Source organism: Microlunatus parietis, from assembly GCF_013407955.1.
In the GTDB taxonomy this organism is placed as follows: Bacteria; Actinomycetota; Actinomycetes; order Propionibacteriales; family Propionibacteriaceae; genus Microlunatus; species Microlunatus parietis.
Genome location: NZ_JACCBU010000001.1, coordinates 3512662 through 3531530, shown reverse-complemented (window position 1 = coordinate 3531530; position 18869 = coordinate 3512662). Strand labels below are relative to the sequence as shown.

The window sequence follows — 18869 nt, the reverse complement described above, 5'->3', positions numbered from 1 at the left end:
CAATGAGCACCGCCAAGACAAGTGAGTCGGTCTCGACCGAGCTGGTGCCCGTGAAGTTCTCCCGGCTGTCTCGCCGGGGCATCCTGCTCGGGTTGTCGCTGTCGCAGCTCGTCACCCTCGCCGTCGGCGTCCTGTCGGTCGTGAGCGCGCTCTACTCCGGCGGTGGCATCCTGCTGGCGTACACCGCGCCGGTCTGGGTGCTCGCCACCTGTTTGACGTGGATATCGATTGCTGGGCGGCCGGCGGTGGAGTGGCTGCCGGTGGCGTTCTGGTGGCTCTGGCGTACCACCGGCGGGCAACTGGCCTACCGGCGGCGGGTCGTCGTCCCGCGCCCGGTCGGCACCCTCGCCCTGCCCGGAGATCAGGCTCGGCTACGCGAGTACACCGACCCCGATACCGGCGCCGGGATGATCCACGACCCCCATCAGCAGACCCTCACCGTCGTCTGCGAGGTCACCCACCCCGCGTTCGTCTTGTTGGACCCCGGTGAGCAGGAACGCCGTGTCACCTCCTGGGGACGTGTCCTGGCCACCGTGTGCCGGTCGGGCCGCATCGCCACCCTCCAGGTCCTCGAACGCACCCTGCCGGATTCCGGCACCGGCCTCGCCGAATGGTGGGCCTCCCACGGGACCGCCGATGACACCTGGGCCGCGACCACCTACGCCGAACTGATCAACCGCGCCGGGCCCGCCGGTGAGAGACATGCGACCACGCTGTCGCTGTCGTTGGATATGAAGTCCAGCGCGCGGCAGATCAGGACCGCAGGTGGCGGCGTCCGCGGTGCCGCCGCCGTCCTGCGTCAAGAGATGAACACGCTCGTCTCGGCCCTGCGTTCGGCCGATCTGACCCCCTCGGGCTGGTTGACACCCGGCGAGGTCGCCGTGATCCTCCGTAGCGCGTATGACCCGGCCATCGCCGCCAGCCTGGAACGACACGGTGACCTCGGGCAAGACTTGGCGACCGCGGGGCCAGTCGCGGTCGCCGAAGCCTGGGGCCGCATCCGCACCGACTCCGCGCATCACTCGGTGCTGTGGATCAGCGAGTGGCCGAGGTCGATGGTGTATCCGGGGTTCTTGGCACCGGTGCTGCTGTCCACTGGGATTCAGCGGTCCTTCTCGCTGATCTGCACACCGCTGCGGTCCGACGCCGCCGCTCGTGACATCCGTAAGAAGAAGGTCGAGCACATCTCGGATCAGGCGCAGCGGGCCAAGATCGGGCAGATCGAGGACGCCGCCCAGACCGCTGAGTACCACGACGTTCTCCAACAGGAAGCCGACCTCACCGCCGGCCACGGCGTGCTCCGCTACACCGGCCTCATCAGTGTGTCCGCCTCAACCGTTGAAGAGCTCGACGCCGCGGTCGCGGCGATCGAGCAGACCGCCATCCAAGCCTCGTGTGAGACCCGGCTGCTGGTCGGGCAGCAGGCCGCGGCGTTCACCGCCGCCGCCCTGCCGCTGTGCCGTCGCATCTGACCGCCGGTCGCCGCCGTGTGGGTGGTGTGCACCTGACAGGCGACCCCAGCACCGGGGTTCTCGCTCGTCTCATGGGAGGCTGCTCATGCCCACGTTTCACGACCCGCTGGCCGATGCAGCCGAGGCGTCAGAAGCGTTGCGCGGTCTCGCGCACGCCAGTCGCGTCTTCGACAATCCGGCCGACACGTACACCGTGTTCGGTGACCTGGTGGCAGGCGTGAGGTCGCTGCGTCAGGTGCTCGACCAGCTCGCCGCCGCGCACCTCGCCCATCGCGACCGCGCACACCATGATGACGGTGACCACCTCGCCGGCGCTCAGAGCGCGTTGGCGGCGGCGGACAACCTGCATCAGGCGTGCACCCTGCTCGATCAGGTGCATGACCGGCTCAGTGCGGCGTTCTCCCATTCCGGGCGGATCGCCTGGCACCCCGAGCCCGCATCGGATCGGGTGGCCGCACGCGAGCAGACGGCGTCTCGGCTCGACGGTCTACCTGTCACGACCACGCAGGCCGGGAGGCTGACACTGACGGTGTGGCCGGACACCCCGCTGGGCGAACATCAGCGCTACGCCTACCGGATCACCGACGTCGCCACCAGGCAGGAGCTGGAAGGCCGGGACCTGTTCACCGGCGCTGGAGCACCGGTCGACCCGGACCGGGCACTGAGTGAGCTGGCCGGGTTCCTGACCGCCGCCGGCGACGCCCGCCAGTATGCCCTCGACCACCCCGGCAACACACCGGAGAACGAGGGCCTGTTCCCCGCCTGGGTCGCCGACGCCGCACGCGAGAACGCCGACCCGCTCACGGTCCTGTCCGAGCTGGCCGAGCACGACCCGCCCGAGCCCGAGCCCGAACCCGTGGAGTGGCGGTGGATCAGCGTGGTGTTCCTGCAAGGTTCGGAGGCCGACGAGGTGCTGGACCTCATCGACGCCGAGGGCGTCGACGCGGCGATCGAGCATCTGAAGGGTTTCGACTACGGCGATGAGACCACGCAGGCGGCGTTGGAGAACGGCTACGTCTACGACGAACCGCCGACCGGTGCCCGAGATCAGGTGGTCAACGACGGCGGCTATGCCCTGACCTACAACCCGTTCGCCGGGGACGTCGGCCTGCTACGCGAGCACAGCACCCCGCCACAGGACGCACTCGACGAGTCGGGTGTGGTGTCGGCAAGGGAGGCAACCGCCGGCATCGGTGCGCTCGAGCACACATCGGCCCCGGCACCGCGTGCGGAGAAGGCCGAGGCGCCCAGGACAGGGCCACCGAGGGCAGGGGCTCGGCGGGCGCCGGATGCGTCGTGGTTCACGCATCCCGACATCGCCGCAGCGAAGCAGGCCCGAGGGCTGTCCCGGTGACCGAGCACGAGATGGAGCGGGAGCGGTTGCACACCGCGGTGCTGGTCGCCCCCGCTGCCGAGCGGCGACGGCTGCGCAAGCAGCGCCGCCGGGCGGCGGCACGGTTGCAGGCTGAACAACGCCAGGCAGAGAAGGCCCGAGCACGGGCGAAAGCGGAGGCGGAACGCGCCGAACGCCGAGCGACCACCTACCTGCCCGCCACTGGTGAACCCGGCCCCGCCGCGCTACGCACGCCGGGCCGGTTTCGGCTCGCGCGGCATCAGGACACGTCCGCGACCCTGGCCGGGGCGTATCCGTTCCTCGCCGAAGGCGGTCTCGGCTCGGATGGGGTGTTCGTCGGCCAAGACCTCTACTCCGGCGGCAGCTTCGTCTACGACCCCTGGGTGCTCTACGCCCGTGGGGTCATCACCGCTCCGAACGTCGTCCTGGCCGGGATCGTCGGGTCCGGCAAGTCCAGCCTCGCCAAGTCCCTCTACACCCGCTCCCTGCCATTCGGGCGCCGCGTCTACGTGCCCGGCGACCCGAAAGGCGAGCACACCGCGGTCGCCGAAGCGGTCGGCGGACAGGCCATCGTCCTCGGTCACGGCCTGAACACCCGCCTGAACCCCCTCGATGAAGGACACCGCCCCTCCGGGCTGTCCGACGAGCAGTGGGCGACCACGGTCGCCTCGCGTCGCCGTGACCTGATCGGTGCCCTCGCCGAGACCGTCCTCGCCCGCAGCCTGTCGCCGTTGGAGCACACCGCGATCGACCTCGCCCTCACCCAGGTGGTGCGAGACAACACGGTGCCGATCCTGCCGATGGTCGTCGACCGCATCCTCACCCCATCCACCCACCCGACCACTGACCCGGACGGCCGGTTGGCCGAGGACGGGCGCCTCGTCGGGCACGCCCTGCGGCGCCTGGTCGCAGGCGACCTTCAAGGGCTGTTCGACGGACCCTCCACGGTCGCGTTCGACCCGACCCTGCCCATGATCAGCCTCGACCTCTCGCGGGTCACGGAGAACTCCACCCTCATCTCGGTGCTGATGACGTGCTCGTCGGCGTGGATGGAGGCCGCGCTGCTGGACCCGAACGGCGGGCAGCGGTGGGTGATTTACGACGAAGCCTGGCGGCTCATGTCCCACCCCGCCTTGTTGCGGCGGATGGACGCCCACTGGCGACTAGCCCGGCACTACGGGATCGCCAACATGCTGGTCTTCCACAAGCTCACCGATCTGGACAACGTGGGCGACTCCGGGTCCGCGATGCGATCCCTCGCCAACTCACTGTTGGCGAACGCGGAGACACGGATCGTGTACCGGCAGGAATCCGACCAGCTCGGCCCCACCGCGACCGCACTCGGACTGACCGGCACCGAACAGAAGCTGCTGCCGTCGCTGGGGGTCGGGCAGGGGCTGTGGCGGATCAAAGCCCGCAGCTTCGTTACGCAACATCAGCTGCATCCGGCCGAATACTCCCTGTTCGACACCAGCGCCCGTGCCTCGGGGCGGCCGTCATGACCGCCCGCAACCCCCTGCGCCGTACCAGCCGGCAGGAACCCGATCGAGCGCCGGTGGTGCTGCCGCAGGTGGTCATCACCGTCGCCGACGCCGGCGCCCTCGACGTCACAGTCGACGGCCAACCTCTCCCACCACCCCATCCGGGGGCGGGGCCGTGGACGCGGGAGGGCTTCGGCAGCCTCCTGGATGCGGTCACCCAGAACCGCATGATCGCGGTCCGGGTCGAGGTGCACGAGAGCGACGGGAGCGTGTTCACCGACATCATCCGCGCCCGCAAACCCATCCCTCCCGTCACCGCCGAGACACCTGAGCCGGAGACTCGTCGCAGCCGCCGTACCCACGCCCGCCAAACCCCGGAGCTGGTCGAGGTCACCGGCGAGGGATTCGTGCCTGGCGAGGACGTCGCGGTCGCGTTGATCGTCTCCCACACCGACGCCACCGGCACCGGGCACGCCCGCACCTTCCTCGACACCGCCCAGCTCGGCCAGACGAGCGGGGTGGTGCTCTACGGGTGCATCTCCGGCACCACCGTGATCCGGCGGCTGCCATGAGCACGTCGGGCCAGGGTCGGCAGACCGGCACCTACGGCGATGAGCTGACCAACGCCGCCCTCATCGGACTCGTCGGAATGTTCGGTGTCGCGCTGATCCTGCGCGCCTCTGGATCGGTGGCGGCGTTCCTGACCGGCACACCCCAACCCGAAGCCGGCCCCGCCTCGGGCCTCGGGGTGTTGTTCAACCTCGCCGACCCCGCCACCGCTCTCGCGGCCGAGGGACTCAATCCCGTGGCGTACTGGACCATCACCGTCGTCCTACTGGCTGGCCTCGCATGCGGTGCCGGCTGGGTATGGGTGCGGCTGCGCCGCCACACCCGCAAGACCGAGTCCGACCCGCGACGGCTCGCTGGGACTGCGACCGGCCACGAGGTGAAGACCGCCGCGTCCAGCAAGGCACTGTTGCGCCGCGCCAACACGCTGCGCCCCTCGCTCGACGAGCCGACCGCGGCTGATGTCGGGTACCTGCTGGGCCGGTCCAAGGGCAGCCAGGTGTGGGCCTCAGTGGAGGATTCCATCCTCCTCATCGGCCCTCCCCGCTCCGGGAAAGGGCTCCATGTGGTGATCAACGCGATCCTCGACGCCCCAGGCGCGGTGGTGACCACCAGTACGCGGCCGGACAACATCACCGCCACCCTGCGCGCCCGTCAGCGCGGGAACCGGCCGGTGGCCGTGTTCGACCCGCAGCGCCTCGCCGAAGGAGTCCCCGCGGGGATGCGCTGGTCGCCCGTCCGAGGTTGCGAGGTCCCACTGACGGCGATGATCCGCGCCAACGGTCTCGCTGCTGCCACGGGGCTCAGCGCCGGCGGGGTCGAGTCCGGGGGCTTTTGGGAGGGGATGACTCGGACCGCGCTTCAGTCTCTCCTGCACGCGGCTGCACTGGATGGACGGCCGCCCTCGGAGTTGTACCGGTGGACCCTGGACCCGAGCGCCGCAGCCGATGCGGTCGCGATCCTGAACAACCATCCGCGCGCGGCGACCGGGTGGGCGGACTCGCTCGGCGCGATGATCGACGCCGACCCGAGAACCCGAGATTCCATCTGGCAGGGCGTCTCACTCGCCCTCGGTGCGCTCGCCGACCCGCGCGTCCTCGACGCGGTGTCGCCAGGGCCGGGCGAGGGCTTCGACCCCGAAGGCTTCATCACCGGACGCGGAACGCTCTACCTGCTCGCCACCGGAGCCGGCGCCGGTGCATCGGCGGCGCTCGTGGCGGCGTTCGTGGAAGACCTCATCGAGACTGTCCGAAAGCTCGCGGCCCGCTCACCTGGCGCGCGTCTTGATCCGCCCCTGTTGCTGGCGCTGGACGAGATCGGCAACCTCGCGCCCTTGCCCAGCCTTCCGACGCTAATGGCCGAAGGCGGCGGGACCGGCATCACCTGCCTGCCCGTCCTGCAGTCCTTGGCGCAGGCGCGAGACAAGTGGAACGAGAACGCGGCCGGGGCGATCTGGGACGCCTCGATCGTCAAGATCATCCTCGGTGGCGCATCGAACTCCCGTGATCTTCAAGACCTCGCCACCTTGATCGGGGAGCGGGATGAGTACACCGACTCGACCACGATCGGCGACTACGGCTCCCGCTCCAGCCAGCGGTCGGTGCGCAGAGTGCCGATCCTGCCGCCCGACCGGATCAGGACGTTGCCGTTCGGGACCGGCGTGACATTGCTGCGCTCCGCGCCACCCATCGTGACCGACCTTCGCGCCTGGCCGTCGCGTCCCGACGCCGCCCAGCTGATGAAGGACCGCGCGCAGATCGAGGCGATGCTGCAAAAGGACACCCGATGAGAACCCCTGACCACACCGAATCGGGAGCGACCCGCGACGGTGAGAGCCCGGCGGCGGGGAGGTGGTGCTGATGGCTCGTCGACGCATGCCACCGCCGGGGCAGCTCGAGCTGGACCTGTGGGGTCTGGACGAGGAGACCGCGGAGACGACTGTGGTCGCTACCGCCGTGGAGGCGACCGCCTCGGAGACGCCAGCGGCACGAATGGAGGGTGAAGCGGATGAACCAGTACGGGGCACGAGCCCTGGAGCATTGGAGGAGGTACGCCCCAGATCGGGTGGCGGAGTTGGAGAGCCCGGAGGCGTTCTTCACCGATCTGGGGGCCGAGATCGCGGGCCAGGTGTCGGAGCTGGCGGCGAGACTGGAGAACAACCCGGCGTTGATGCTGGAGATGACACGCTCTTCGGAGCAGACTTACTTGCACGACGCAGCCCGCAGGATGACGGCGCGCAGGATCGCGGAGGAGGTCGTGATGAACCAGCTCGCATGGGTCCACGACCCGAGCCTGCCGCTGGAGCAGGCCCGCGAGGAGTGGGAGCAGACCCGCCCGGCGGACGAGAACCTGATCGTATGGGCGGAGCGGACGCAGGACGCCCCGTACCCGGTCCACTCCAGCGCCGAGCTGGAGGAGAAGGCGACCGAGTGGGCGCTGCCGGTGGAGTTCCTGGAGGGACTGCTGGCAGCGGAGATCCCGAGGCAGTACATGGAAGCGCACGCCGACGTGCTGGCGGAAGCGGCGACGATCCGGTTCCTGCGCGAAGTCCGGTAGACCCCGACTCACAGACACCACCGCGGTTCGTACCCTCGTCCCACGACGACCTGGCCCCCTCGGGTGCGAAAGCCAGGTTTCGCGCGAATGTTGCCGCGATCCAGGTGGTGCGCGAGTTGGCGGACGAGGACCGATACGCCACGGCAGCTGAGCAGCAGGTGCTCGCCCGTTGGTCGAGCTGGGGCGCAATCCCGGATGTCTTCGACGACACCAAGGAAGAGTGGCAGGCGGAGCGAGCCGAACTGCGCGCGCTGTTGAACGACGCGGAATGGGATGCAGCGGCGCGGACGACGATCAACGCGCACTACACCGACCCGTTGATCGCACGGGAGGTGTGGCGGGCACTGCGCGCCCTGGGATTCGACGGCGGGGAGGTTCTGGAACCGGGTTCGGGGCTGGGGACGTTCATCGGCCTCGCACCCGACGGCGCGCAGATGACCGGGGTCGAGCTGGACCCGCTCACGGCCTCCATCAGCCGCGATCTGTATCCACAGCACGCGAGCGTCCGTACCGAGTCGTTCGCGGACACCCGCTTGCCCGAGGGCCACTTCGATGCAGCGATCGGGAACGTCCCGTTCGGGAACATCACCCTGCACGACCCGGTGCACAATGCGACGCGGCAGTCGATGCACAACCACTTCATCCTCAAGAGCCTGCGGCTGACGCGGCCAGGTGGGCTGGTGGCGGTGCTGACCTCGCACTACACGATGGACGTGCAGAACCCCGGCGCGCGCCGGGAGATGAACGCGCTGGCCGACCTGGTCGCCGCGATCCGACTCCCGACCGGCGCGCACCGCCGTGCCGCGGGTACCGAGGTCGTCACCGACCTGTTGATCTTCCGCCGCCGCGACGACGGACAGCCCCCGGCCGATGACTTGTGGGAGACGGTCACCCCGATCCACCTGGACGGCCACACGATCAAGATCAACGCCTACTTCGACCACCACCCCGAACACGTTCTCGGCGACCTCGGCGTCGGCCACGGAATGTACGGCAACGACACGCTCATCGTCAGCGGAAACCTCGACCAGCTCACAGACGAGCTCGCCGACGCGATCGACCAAGTAACGTTCAGCGCCCGCCGCCTCGGACTAACAATGACCGAACGCACCAGTGAGCAGCGGTCCCGGCGGGCCGCGTTCACCCCGGCACCACCGGAGCGGTGGAACGGCAGCATCGTGACCACCGACAGTGGCAAGCACGGCAGCGGGTTCGGCACCGTCGTCACCGGGGCGGTGGAACCGCTCGACGTGCCCAAGTCCGCGGCCGTCGAGCTGCGCGCCCTGCTCGGGCTGCGCGACGCCGCAACCCGGCTGCTGACGTTGGAGGCCGCGACGGTCGATGACACCGACGAGATCAACGAAGCCCGCGCCGAGCTGCGCCGCGGCTACCAGAAGTACCTCGGCAAGTACGGACCGCTGAACCGCTACACGTTGCGACGCACCGGCCGCACCAACGACGCCGGGGAGGACACCTACGCCCGGATCGCCCCGACCCCGATCCGGCTGCTGCGGTCCGATCCGTTCGGGCCGCTGGTGCTGGCGTTGGAGCAGTTCGACGACACCGACCAGACGGCCAGTCCGGCCGCGATCATGACCCGCCGGGTCGTCGCGCCCCGCGCCGAGATACACGGCGTGGAGACCCCGGCGGATGCGATCGCGGTCAGCCTGGACCGCACCGGCGGAATCGACCTACCGCTGATCGCGGACATGCTCGGCATGCCCGAACCCGAGGCCCGTGCCGCGCTGGCCGGGCTGGTGTTCACCGACCCCGACACGAACGCGCTGATCCACGCTCCCGCCTACCTGTCCGGGGATGTGCGCACCAGGCTCGACGCCGCGAAGACCCGCGCGGCCGACGATCCCGCCTTCCAGACCAACGTCGACGCACTGACCGAGGTGCTGCCCGAGACGCTCGGGGTGGAGGACATCACCGCACGTCTGGGGGCGGTGTGGATCAGCGCGGAGGTTCACGAGCAGTTCCTGGGCGAGCTGCTGCGCACCCGCGAGGTGCGGGTAGAGAACCCGTTGCCGGGCATGTGGGAGGTCCGTGGTGGCCCGGCCGGGCTGCTCTCGACCAGCGAGTGGGGCACCGAACGCCGCCCCGCACCCGACATCGCCCAGGCCGTGATGGAACAGCGAACGCTGCTGGTCTACGACGAGATCGAAGGCATCGACGGGAAGAAGCGCCAGGTGCTCAACCCCGTCGAGACCGCGGCGGCACAGGAAAAGGCCGACGCTGTTCAGGAACGATTCGGCGAGTGGGTGTGGGAAGACCCCGAACGGGCCAAGGCGCTGGTGGATGAGTACAACCACCGGTTCAACTCCATCGTGCTGCGCGACTACACCGACGCCGGAGAGTACCTGAGCCTGCCGGGCATGGCGGCGACCTTCACCCCACGTCCGCACCAGAGGGCGGCGGTCGCGCGGATGATCGCCGAACCCGCGGCCGGTCTATTTCACGAGGTGGGCGCCGGGAAGACGGCCGAGATGGTCATTGGCGCGATGGAGATGCGCCGCATGGGCCTGGTATCCAAGCCGGTCGTGGTCGTGCCGAATCACATGCTGGAACAGGTCGGCCGGGAGTGGTTGCAGATCTATCCGCGGGCGCGGATTCTGGCCGCGTCCAGTCAGGACCTCACCGCCGACAAACGCCGGTTGTTTGTCGCGCGCGCGTCGGCGAACGAGTGGGACGCGGTGATCCTCACCCAAGGAGCGTTCGCGAAGATCCCGCTGCGTGCCGAGACCCAGCAGGCATACATCGAAGGCCAGGTCGAGCAGGTCCGGACCGTGCTCGAAGACGCTCAGGGCGAGGACCGGATGAGCGTCAAGCGCATCCAACGCAAGCTGCTCCAGTTGGAGAACAAAGTCAAGGCCCGCGTCGACGCCGACCGGGACGCAGGGGTGTGCTTCGAAGACACCGGGATCGACTACCTCATCATCGACGAAGCGCACATGTACAAGAACCTGGCGACCGAATCCAACATCCGCGACGCCTCGATCGAGGGCTCCGGTAGGGCCAGCGACCTGCACATGAAGCTCGAGTACCTTCGCGGCCAGGGCCGGGAGCGGGTGGTCACCGCGGCGACCGCGACGCCGATCTCCAACTCGGTGACCGAGGCGTTCGTAATGCAGCGGTATCTGCGCCCGGACCTATTGGAACGGGCAGGAATCGGGTCGTTCGATGCGTGGGCGGCCACGTTCGGCCAGACGGTCACGCAGATGGAGATGGCCCCCACCGGGAACAACACGTTCCGCATGAAGACGCGGTTCGCGAAGTTCTCCAACGTGCCGGAGATGTTGAAGATGTGGTCGATCTTCGCCGACGTGAAGACCGCCGACGACCTCGACCTGCCGACACCTGACCTCGCCAAACGCGACGACGGAAAGCGTGCCCCGGCGACGGTGGCGGTGCAGCCGACCGTCGAGCTGGAGCGGTTCATCGAGCACCTGGGCGAACGGGCCGACAAGGTCGCATCCAAGAGCGTGTCCCCGAACGAGGACAACATGCTGGTGATCTCCACCGACGGCCGCAAGGCCGCCCTCGACATTCGCATGGTCGTCCCGAACCGGCCGTCCGGGCCGACCAAGGTGGACGTGGCCGCGGACACAATCTACCGGGTCTGGCAGCAGACACGCGACAACGAGTACCTCGACACCATCACCGGGCAGCCCTCGCCGGTGCGAGGTGCGTTGCAGCTGGTGTTCTCCGACATCGGCACCCCGGCCCAGGACCGGTGGAATGCCTACGACGAACTCCACCTGCAACTGGTCGAACGCGGCATGCCGTCTGAGGCGATCCGGTACATGCACGAGGCCAAGACCGATGCCGACAAAGCCAGGCTGTTCGCCGCCGCCCGCAATGGTCACATCGCCGTGCTGATGGGCTCCACGGAGAAGATGGGCGTCGGCACCAACGTCCAGAACAGGGCCGTCGCGCTATATCACCTGGACTGTCCGTGGCGCCCCTCCGACATCGCTCAGCGTGAGGGCCGCATCCTGCGGCAGGGCAATCAGAACGTGGAGGTCGCGATCGTCCGGTTCGTCACCGAACGGTCCTTCGACTCCTACATGTGGCAAGGCGTCGAGCGGAAGGCGACCTTCATCGCCCAGCTCATGCGGGGGCGGCTCGACACTCGCGAGATCGAGGAAATCGACTCCTCCGCGCTGTCGGCGGCCGAGGCGAAGGCCATCAGCTCGGGCAACCCGCTGCTGCTGGAGCACTCCACCATCCAGAACGAGGTCACCCGGTTGCGGCGGCTGGAGAGGGCCTACCACCGCAACGAGTCCATGCTGATTCACACCCGCGACCGCGCCCGGGATGCCACCCGCCGCGCCAGTGATGACGTCGCCGCGCTGGAAGCCGCGCTCCCCAAGGTCACCGACACCAGCGGCGACCGGTTCCGCATCGAGCTGGCCGACCGCACCTACACCTCCCGCGCCGACGCCGCCCACGCCCTCGCCCAGTGGGCGCACGCCTCGGACCTGAAATGGACCTCCCGCTACGCCACGCGCGACTACGGCACCATCGGCCGGATCAGCGGCTTCGACATCACCCTCACCACCCGGCCCGCGACCGGCGGCGACCCCTTCGTCGAGATCAGCCTCGCCGGTGTGCCCCGCAGCGGCACCGTCATCGCCCGCGACACCTTCCTCGACAGCGGCATCGGGGTGATCCAACGCATCGAGAACCGCGCCTCCGGCATCCCGTCCCTGCTCGACCACGCCCGCGACGACCTCGCCGCCGCCGAACAGGCGATCGCGGATGCCGAGCAGCGGATCGGGCAACCCTTCCGGCACGTCGCCACGCTCGCCCAGGCAGAAGAAGACTTCGCCCGCGTCGAAACCCAGCTGGCCGCGATGCACGAAGACATCGACCAGCCGTCAGCGGCCGAGCCCACGTCGCCGCAGCCCGGCGAGGCGCTCACCGTCGAGGCGGTCAGAGCCCACCGGCCCGCCCTCGGCGTCCGGCCAGACCCACGACGTACCCCTGCGGCACCTGGGCTGTCGCCTGTCGAGCCTGTCAAGCGGGACTCGTTCACTCGGGGTCTGTGAAGCGCACCTGTCTGTCACAGCTGGCCCCGAACGATCGAGGCCGCGAGGACAGGAGGATGCGAGATGGGCATCAAGAACGACAAGGTGATGGTCGGCCGCATCGTCGGCGACCCGCGACTGACCTACAGCGAGAAGACCGGGGTCGCGCGGTTCTACGCGCGGGTCCGCGTCAACCACTGGCAACGCGAGGACGACGGCAACTTCACCAAACAGGGCCAGACGTTCCACGACCTCGTGGTCCGCTACGACCTCGCCGAGGTCGCGTACGGGAAGTTCGCCAAGCACGACGACTTCATCGCCACCGGCGAGTTCCGCAAGTTCACCGACGCCGAGAACGCCGAACGTGAGGAGTTCCGGGCGACAACGATCAGCCACAACCCGACCACGACCGACTACACCATCAACCGGGGCAAGGCGACCGGGGTCGAACACGATGCCCTCGGCCTGGACCGCAGCAAGTCGTTCGAACGGCCCGAACAGACCGCACCAGCCCACGAGTCCGCGGCCCTGGCCCGCTGAGAGGCCGCATCGTCATGAACACCCACGACACACTCGGCCCCGACGGTGGGCCGGACCCGGACCCTGACCTCGATCCGGCGAACCAGACCGACGAACGCGGCGAGATCGAGCCGATGCTCGACGAGCCACCCGGCCCCATCAACTGGAACCTGCTCCGCGCCGACGAGGCCGAGCACACCTGGTTGGAGCTGAACCGGTGGATCGACTGGCTCCGGGTGACCTACGGCCTGCCTGCCAGCGTGGTCCCGCCGATGTGGCACCGGCACTGGGAACTGGTCTGGGAACTGTCCGCGCTCTACACGCACTGGCAGTGCGCCTACGACCCCCAGCAGTCCGGCAGCGCCCCTATCGGCTGGCACCGGGACTTCGCCGACGCGAGACAGCGGCTGCGGGACTGGGTAGCGGCCAGCGGTACAAGGCTGGACCGGGACCGCCCCACCCGACAGACGATCTGGCCCGGAGAAGACCCGGCCGAGCCCATCGAAGACGTCGAAATCGTCAACCGAGACGAGGACTTCGTAGCCTTCGTCATGGCCGACGTCGAACGCCGCCGACAGGCTGAGGAAGAGTTCCTCGCCACCCTCGGCGTCGACCCCGACACCGGCGAAGTCACCTGAACCTGGCCCGGATTCCGCACCAGGGCCGAAACCTCAACAACGGTCTCGGCCCCATCGGTGTGCGCCCAGGTCAGCCGCCCAGCACACGCGACGCGCGGGACGGCCTGTCCGGCGCGCCGCGCCGTTCCCTTCCCGATGTCGGTGCCGGAGCATAGACTGGCAACAGGCGACAGAGAATCAGCTAGGCCACCAGCCTCCGGCCCGGTGGCACGACGGACTCGGGAATCCGCCCGGGCAAGTCCATCCCGCATTGGCGTCGCCGCCAAGGGAGGACTTGACCATGCTCCGACTGATCTGGGCCGCCAGCGGCCACGCCGCCGCTTACCTTCGTGCCTACATGCCGAGCAACATACTGCTCGACCGCATCCGCTGCCGGGACGGCCTCAAGTGGGGCATCCCGGCGATGCTCATCGCTGTCCCGTACTTCGCCATCGCCTACTGGTGCACCACTGTCATCGACGCGGGCGGACCCGGCTGGCTCCACCTCATCGTCCTCGTAACCTGCTGGTCCGGCCTCAAGTTCATCCTCATGGGACCGATCAGCGTGATCCTGCTCCTCAAGGCCCGGCACAGGGAGGGCCGTGAGCGGCGGCGTCAGAAGCAATCGGACGACGCAGCCGGGGCCCTCCAGCTCGTAGACCGGCACGATCAGACCCGGCGTGCACCTACCGGGCATGAAGCACTACCGCACCACGAGCACGGGCCGACGCATCTCGGCCGAGCCTCGGGTGCGCTCGGCACCTGACCGGAAACGTCTGGTCGCGCTCGTGCTGCACGTCGCGGACGAACTCCATGCCCAAGAACTCGATGAGCGCCAGCGTCGCATCAGCACCCAGCGAAACGACGAAGATTCAGCGCCCGCCGCGTCGTTGGCGGGCGAGCAAGGAACAGATGACGATGACACCCATAGCGCCGACGCCTGTGGCTGAGACCTTGCCGTTGCTGACGGCGGTGACGTATCAGCGGGTCTCGACCAAGGAGCAGGCGTCCAAGGGCGGACGCGACGAAGGGTTCTCGATCCCCGCCCAGCGAGAGACGAACGCGCGCAAGGCCGAATCGCTCGGGGCGCGCATCGTTGCTGAGTTCGTCGACGCCGGCGAGTCCGCACGCTCCGCCGACCGGCCGGACCTGCAGCGGATGCTGGAGTACATCGCGACCCATCAGGTCACCTACTGCATCGTGCACAAGGTCGATCGTCTCGCCCGCAACCGTCTCGACGACGTGGAGATCCACCGCCGCCTCGTCCAAGCCGGGGTGACATTGGTGTCAGCGACCGAGAACATCGACGAGACCCCCTCGGGGATGCTGCTGCACGGGATCATGTCCTCCATCGCAGAGTTCTACTCCAAGAACCTCGCCACCGAGGTCACCAAAGGACTCACGCAGAAGTTCGAGACCGGTGGCACGCCCATGCGCGCACCCATCGGCTACCTCAACGTGCGCAAGCGTGACGAGCAAGGCCGCGAGTACCGCACCGTCGAAGTCGACCCGCAGCGGGCGCCGCTGGTGCGGTGGGTGTTCGAGCAGTACGCAACCGGGGAACGCACGGTCGTGGACCTGCTCGCCGAGGTGACCGCGCGCGGGCTGACCACCGTGCCCACACCGAAACGCCCCTCCGGCCCGGTCGGGCGCTCCGGGTTCTTCAAACTGCTGCGCAACCCATACTACATCGGCGTCGTCCGCTACAAAGGAGCCGAGCAGCCCGGCGCCCACGAACCGCTGCTCGACATCGAGACCTGGCAGCAAGTTCAAACACTCCTGAACTCCCGCAAGATCGCCTCCGAACGACGCCGCTCGCACGACCACTACCTGAAAGGCTCGCTGTTCTGCGGCGAGTGCGGATCACGGCTGCAACTGGACTACCCCGCCAACAAGCAACGCGTCCGCTACGCCTACTACGTCTGCTCCGGCCGCGCCTCCAAACGGAAGAACTGCACCCGCCGTGCCCTGCCAGTCGGAATCGCCGAGCAGCTCGTCGCCGACTGCTACCAGCAGATCGCCATCACCGAGGCCGAGTACACCGCGCTCGCCACGCAAGTCGAGGCCGCGTTCGACGAACGCCTCGCCTCCCGCTCCCAAGAACTCGCAGAACTGAACGAGAACCGCAGACGACTCCAGAACGAGAGCGACAAGCTCCTCGCCGCGCACTTCGCCGACGCGATCGACCTCGACACCCTCAAACGCCACCAAGACCGCATCCGCACCGGCCTAGCCGACATCGACCGAAAGCTCGCCAGCGAGCACGACCGCCACGAGGGATCACGCAAACAACTCAACACCGCGCTGAGCCTGCTGGTCGACTGCGCGACCCTCTACGCCCGAACCAACAACCAAGGCAAACGGCTGGCGAACCAAGCCCTCACCAACGGCATCGAGATCAGCGAAGACGAACAGGCGACCATCCGACTCGCCGAACCCTTCGCCGCCCTCGCATCCGCATCAACCGATGTCAGGTGTTCTAGTACGTCTGAAATTGTGGAGCCAAGGGGACTCGAACCCCTAACCCCCTGCTTGCAAAGCAGGTGCGCTACCAATTGCGCCATGGCCCCGGGAGCGGCCGAAGCTGCTCGACGCTCGATGGTACGGCATCGTGGGCGGGTCGGGCCAACGCGAAACCCGCGGTCAACGGCCCCCGCCCACCACCGTGCTGAGGGTGTGCAGGCGGAGGATGCGCCAGCGGCCGCAGGGGCAGGACTGGTAGGCAAGGCGGCCCTGGCTGGTGGTGTGTTCGGAGGCGGTCTGCCAGTGGTGCTCGTGGTCGCGGGTCGCGGTCATGGACCAAGGATGCTGTAATGGGATTATGCAACTCAACCCTTACGGTGTCGACGGTGTGGTGATGGCGCAGGATCTGGCGAATCGGCCGCCGACTTCGGTGGACGAGTTGCGGCAGGTTTGTGACGATCACGGGCTGGTACGGGAGCTGCCGATCACCGCCGACGATCTCGACCTGGTGGGGCGGGCGATCGGGGAGTGGCTCGCTGTGGTGGACGCCGACGACCCGGAGGAGCGGGGGAGGCGGGTGAACGCGATGACCGAGGCCTATTGCTCGTTCCCGACGCTGACCGACCACGCCGGCACGGGGTGGCATCTGCACTATCGGCCGGACAAGATCAGTGTCGGGCATCAGGTGGGGGCGATGATGGCGGCGGGTACGGCCCTTCACCTCGCCGGCCGCGGCATGAACAGGCTCGGGCGGTGCGCGGTCGACGACTGCGATCGCGTGTACGTGGATCTCACCCGGAACGGGCGGCAGCGCTATTGCAGCCCGGCCTGCGCCAACCGGGACGCCGTCCGGCGGCACCGCGCCCGCGCCCGGTGATCACCAGCGTTCGATCAGGCCCTCCGGCCGGGCCGGCGGCTCGTACGGCTCCGGCCAGAAGTCGGTCACCTTGGTGATCACTCCCGTGTCGTCGAACTCTAAGAAGACTTGGGCATCCGCCGTTTCGTCGCCCTCGGGACGCCGGACCAGCCAGCCGAACCAGATCACGGCCCGCCGCCCGTCGCCGATGATCACCTTCGGGGTCAGGTGCCAGTCGCCGGGGTAGGTCTGGTTGAAGATCAGGTACGCCGCTCGGCCGCGGATCCGTTCTCGGGTCTGCGGCAACTCGTACACGACGTCGTCGGCCAGCAATGCCTGCCAGGCCTCCCAATTCCGGGCTTCCAAGGTGGTCAGGAAGCGTTCGGCGAGCGCGGCGGTGTCGATCACGGGTCCGACCCTAGCCAGGGCGATGGCGCGGTGACCACCATCAGCCCGCCGGCCCGATGCAGCCTCAACCCTGGTACATCTCCTCGGAGTAGTCCTGGTTCGGCTTCCAGTTGGGAAAGGCGTACATGTCGGCGCTCACGTCGGCGCCATCCTTCTTCGCAGCTTCGATGGCGTCCGCCCGAGCCTTTGCGGATCGTTCGGACAGGTCCTTCAGTGCCTGCTCCAGGTTCGGGATCTTGCCCGCGAAGAATCCCTCGATGATGTCGGCCAGGCCGGGTTGGGTGGGCTTGATGTGCGCGCTGACCGCTGAGAGATCGGCGTTGCCGACGGCAGGTGACGGTGCAAGATACGTGGTGCCCTTGAAGATGTCGATGGCCTTCTTCCACGCGGGATGGGCATTGGACTCGCTGACCATGTTCAGGTCGGCCGGTGGTTGGTCCATGTTCTCCGACACCCGGCGTGCATAGTCGGGGGAGGCGAACGTGCTCATCACCTCGGAGGCGATGGCCGGGTGTTGTGAATTCTTTCCGAGCCAGAAGACGCCGCCCACCGGCGGGCGATAGGTGACCAGCGGCATTCCTTCGTCGGGAACCAGCATCGGACCGACATCGAGCTTGGGCATGAACTCTTCGGCTTCATCGTTGATCACCCCTGGCGCCCATGGGCCCTCGAACCAGTAGGCGGATTCGCCTGCCGCAAAGCGCAGTCGGGCCTGGTTCGCGTCGATGGAGCGGGATCCGGGCGCCATGAGCTTGTCGACGTAGAGAGAATGCATGAATTCGATCACCCTGAGATACGGCTCGGCGTGATAGGCGAACTCTCCGGTTCGGAATTCGACGCCGTTGAGTCCTTCGAAGCCGGCCGCCTGGGCCATGTCGTTCACGTGACCATCGGGATCGGTCTTGAAGAACCAGAGGTGACCGAACGCTTCGGTCTTGTCGACCACCGCACGAGCTGCCGACCGGAACTGTTCGTAGGTTTGCGGAGGAGCGGCGGGATCAAGCCCGGCCTGCTGGATCAGCTCCGTGTTGAACCAGTTGAGTCCGGTGAACTGACGCCAACTGAAGATCGGGAAGCTGTACACCGCGTCATCGAAGACGGTGATGCCGTCGAGGAGCGACCCGGCGGGCAGTTGCTGCTTGGCTTCCTCCGTGAGGGTGATCGGCTGCAGCCAGCCTTGATCGATCAAGGAGGCGGGCGGATAGTCCGATCCGGCGAGGGTGAACACATCGGGCATCTGGTTGGACTGTTTGGCGACCTGGATGGCCTGCCACATCTTCTCGCCGGTATAGAACTGATGATCGACGACAACGTCGGACCGCTTCGCGTGGTATTCCTCGAACCACGTTTCATGCAGGTCCTGGAGCGGACCGAAATGGTCCCACCAGATGATCTTGGTGGTGCCTCCGCCGCTACCGCTACCGCTGCCGCTGGTGGCGCCGCTGCAGCCGGCAGCGGCGAGAGCGCCGAGCGCCAGGCCGGACTGTTGCAGGAATCGACGGCGATTCGTGGGATTCATCCTTGTCCTCCGGGAGAGTGTGGT

General features: G+C 68.1%; 16 protein-coding genes, 1 tRNA gene and 1 pseudogene. 12 read left to right on the top strand and 6 right to left on the bottom strand.

What is annotated here, in order from left to right:
- Positions 1 to 2: 2 nt before the first annotated feature.
- A complete protein-coding gene (locus BKA15_RS16975) occupies positions 3 to 1472 on the top strand; it encodes an SCO6880 family protein (protein WP_179752690.1) in 1470 nt (489 codons plus the stop codon).
- A gap of 127 nt (positions 1473 to 1599) precedes the next feature.
- On the opposite strand, the gene BKA15_RS16970 is transcribed toward BKA15_RS16975, so the two are convergent.
- Complete coding sequence (locus BKA15_RS16970; protein WP_179752688.1) at positions 1600 to 1851, bottom strand: hypothetical protein; 252 nt, start codon at positions 1849 to 1851, stop codon at positions 1600 to 1602.
- A 150-nt stretch (positions 1852 to 2001) separates the two neighbouring features.
- Here BKA15_RS16970 and BKA15_RS16965 point away from each other — a divergent pair, with 150 nt between their 5' ends.
- The 10 genes and pseudogenes from BKA15_RS16965 to BKA15_RS37305 form a co-directional block, all read left to right on the top strand.
- The gene (locus BKA15_RS16965; RefSeq protein ID WP_179752686.1) at positions 2002 to 2826 is read left to right on the top strand and encodes a hypothetical protein; all 825 of its coding nucleotides are present in this window, start codon (positions 2002 to 2004) and stop codon (positions 2824 to 2826) included.
- An 11-nt stretch (positions 2827 to 2837) separates the two neighbouring features.
- Positions 2838 to 4328, top strand: a complete 1491-nt coding sequence (locus BKA15_RS16960) for a putative type IV secretion/conjugal transfer ATPase (RefSeq protein ID WP_179752684.1) — start codon at positions 2838 to 2840, stop codon at positions 4326 to 4328.
- Positions 4325 to 4879: a hypothetical protein gene (locus BKA15_RS16955; protein WP_179752682.1), complete on the top strand. Its 555-nt coding sequence runs from the start codon at positions 4325 to 4327 to the stop codon at positions 4877 to 4879. Before BKA15_RS16960 ends, BKA15_RS16955 begins: the two co-directional genes overlap by 4 nt.
- The gene (locus BKA15_RS16950; protein ID WP_179752680.1) at positions 4876 to 6663 is read left to right on the top strand and encodes a type IV secretory system conjugative DNA transfer family protein; all 1788 of its coding nucleotides are present in this window, start codon (positions 4876 to 4878) and stop codon (positions 6661 to 6663) included. Before BKA15_RS16955 ends, BKA15_RS16950 begins: the two co-directional genes overlap by 4 nt.
- Before the next feature lie 218 nt (positions 6664 to 6881).
- Entirely contained in the window at positions 6882 to 7430 is a 549-nt protein-coding gene (locus BKA15_RS16945; RefSeq protein ID WP_179752678.1) for a hypothetical protein, read from the top strand.
- Positions 7431 to 7546: 116 nt separating this feature from the next.
- Positions 7547 to 12484: a helicase-like domain-containing protein gene (locus BKA15_RS16940; protein ID WP_218871389.1), complete on the top strand. Its 4938-nt coding sequence runs from the start codon at positions 7547 to 7549 to the stop codon at positions 12482 to 12484.
- 63 nt (positions 12485 to 12547) lie between these two features.
- Positions 12548 to 13003: a single-stranded DNA-binding protein gene (locus BKA15_RS16935; protein ID WP_179752677.1), complete on the top strand. Its 456-nt coding sequence runs from the start codon at positions 12548 to 12550 to the stop codon at positions 13001 to 13003.
- 14 nt (positions 13004 to 13017) lie between these two features.
- Entirely contained in the window at positions 13018 to 13620 is a 603-nt protein-coding gene (locus tag BKA15_RS16930; RefSeq protein ID WP_179752675.1) for a hypothetical protein, read from the top strand.
- A 280-nt stretch (positions 13621 to 13900) separates the two neighbouring features.
- Positions 13901 to 14365, top strand: a complete 465-nt coding sequence (locus BKA15_RS16925; protein WP_179752673.1) for a sulfate permease — start codon at positions 13901 to 13903, stop codon at positions 14363 to 14365.
- Between the two features lie 47 nt (positions 14366 to 14412).
- Positions 14413 to 15543 (top strand): annotated as a pseudogene (locus BKA15_RS37305) (recombinase family protein); the annotation flags it as partial.
- Here the strand turns inward: BKA15_RS37305 and BKA15_RS35605 are convergent.
- The 3 genes from BKA15_RS35605 to BKA15_RS16910 all read right to left on the bottom strand — a co-directional run bounded on the left by BKA15_RS35605 (position 15463) and on the right by BKA15_RS16910 (position 16395).
- Complete coding sequence (locus BKA15_RS35605) at positions 15463 to 15810, bottom strand: hypothetical protein (protein ID WP_246322364.1); 348 nt, start codon at positions 15808 to 15810, stop codon at positions 15463 to 15465. The pseudogene BKA15_RS37305 and the gene BKA15_RS35605 overlap by 81 nt on opposite strands.
- Before the next feature lie 286 nt (positions 15811 to 16096).
- Positions 16097 to 16169: transfer RNA gene (locus tag BKA15_RS16915), tRNA-Ala, on the bottom strand.
- A gap of 73 nt (positions 16170 to 16242) precedes the next feature.
- Entirely contained in the window at positions 16243 to 16395 is a 153-nt protein-coding gene (locus tag BKA15_RS16910; RefSeq protein WP_179752672.1) for a hypothetical protein, read from the bottom strand.
- Between the two features lie 61 nt (positions 16396 to 16456).
- Here BKA15_RS16910 and BKA15_RS16905 point away from each other — a divergent pair, with 61 nt between their 5' ends.
- Positions 16457 to 16939, top strand: a complete 483-nt coding sequence (locus BKA15_RS16905; protein WP_246322363.1) for a CGNR zinc finger domain-containing protein — start codon at positions 16457 to 16459, stop codon at positions 16937 to 16939.
- Here BKA15_RS16905 and BKA15_RS16900 read toward each other — a convergent pair whose 3' ends face one another.
- Together BKA15_RS16900 and BKA15_RS16895 are read right to left on the bottom strand one after the other, a co-directional pair.
- Positions 16940 to 17326 (bottom strand): nuclear transport factor 2 family protein, encoded by a 387-nt coding sequence (locus tag BKA15_RS16900; protein WP_179752668.1) that lies wholly within the window; start codon positions 17324 to 17326, stop codon positions 16940 to 16942.
- 64 nt (positions 17327 to 17390) lie between these two features.
- Entirely contained in the window at positions 17391 to 18845 is a 1455-nt protein-coding gene (locus tag BKA15_RS16895) for an ABC transporter substrate-binding protein (protein ID WP_179752666.1), read from the bottom strand.
- Positions 18846 to 18869 lie beyond the last annotated feature (24 nt).

Bases quoted from the DNA above. Each gene is read 5' to 3' on its own strand.
- BKA15_RS16935 (WP_179752677.1), top strand. From the start codon at position 12,548: ATGGGCATCAAGAACGACAAGGTGATGGTCGGCCGCATCGTCGGCGAC.
- BKA15_RS16910 (WP_179752672.1), bottom strand. From the start codon at position 16,395: ATGACCGCGACCCGCGACCACGAGCACCACTGGCAGACCGCCTCCGAA.
- BKA15_RS16930 (WP_179752675.1), top strand. From the start codon at position 13,018: ATGAACACCCACGACACACTCGGCCCCGACGGTGGGCCGGACCCGGAC.
- BKA15_RS16960 (WP_179752684.1), top strand. From the start codon at position 2,838: ATGGAGCGGGAGCGGTTGCACACCGCGGTGCTGGTCGCCCCCGCTGCC.
- BKA15_RS16905 (WP_246322363.1), top strand. From the start codon at position 16,457: ATGGCGCAGGATCTGGCGAATCGGCCGCCGACTTCGGTGGACGAGTTG.
- BKA15_RS16955 (WP_179752682.1), top strand. From the start codon at position 4,325: ATGACCGCCCGCAACCCCCTGCGCCGTACCAGCCGGCAGGAACCCGAT.
- BKA15_RS16975 (WP_179752690.1), top strand. From the start codon at position 3: ATGAGCACCGCCAAGACAAGTGAGTCGGTCTCGACCGAGCTGGTGCCC.
- BKA15_RS16945 (WP_179752678.1), top strand. From the start codon at position 6,882: ATGAACCAGTACGGGGCACGAGCCCTGGAGCATTGGAGGAGGTACGCC.
- BKA15_RS16970 (WP_179752688.1), bottom strand. From the start codon at position 1,851: ATGCACCTGATCGAGCAGGGTGCACGCCTGATGCAGGTTGTCCGCCGC.
- BKA15_RS16925 (WP_179752673.1), top strand. From the start codon at position 13,901: ATGCTCCGACTGATCTGGGCCGCCAGCGGCCACGCCGCCGCTTACCTT.
- BKA15_RS16895 (WP_179752666.1), bottom strand. From the start codon at position 18,845: ATGAATCCCACGAATCGCCGTCGATTCCTGCAACAGTCCGGCCTGGCG.
- BKA15_RS16950 (WP_179752680.1), top strand. From the start codon at position 4,876: ATGAGCACGTCGGGCCAGGGTCGGCAGACCGGCACCTACGGCGATGAG.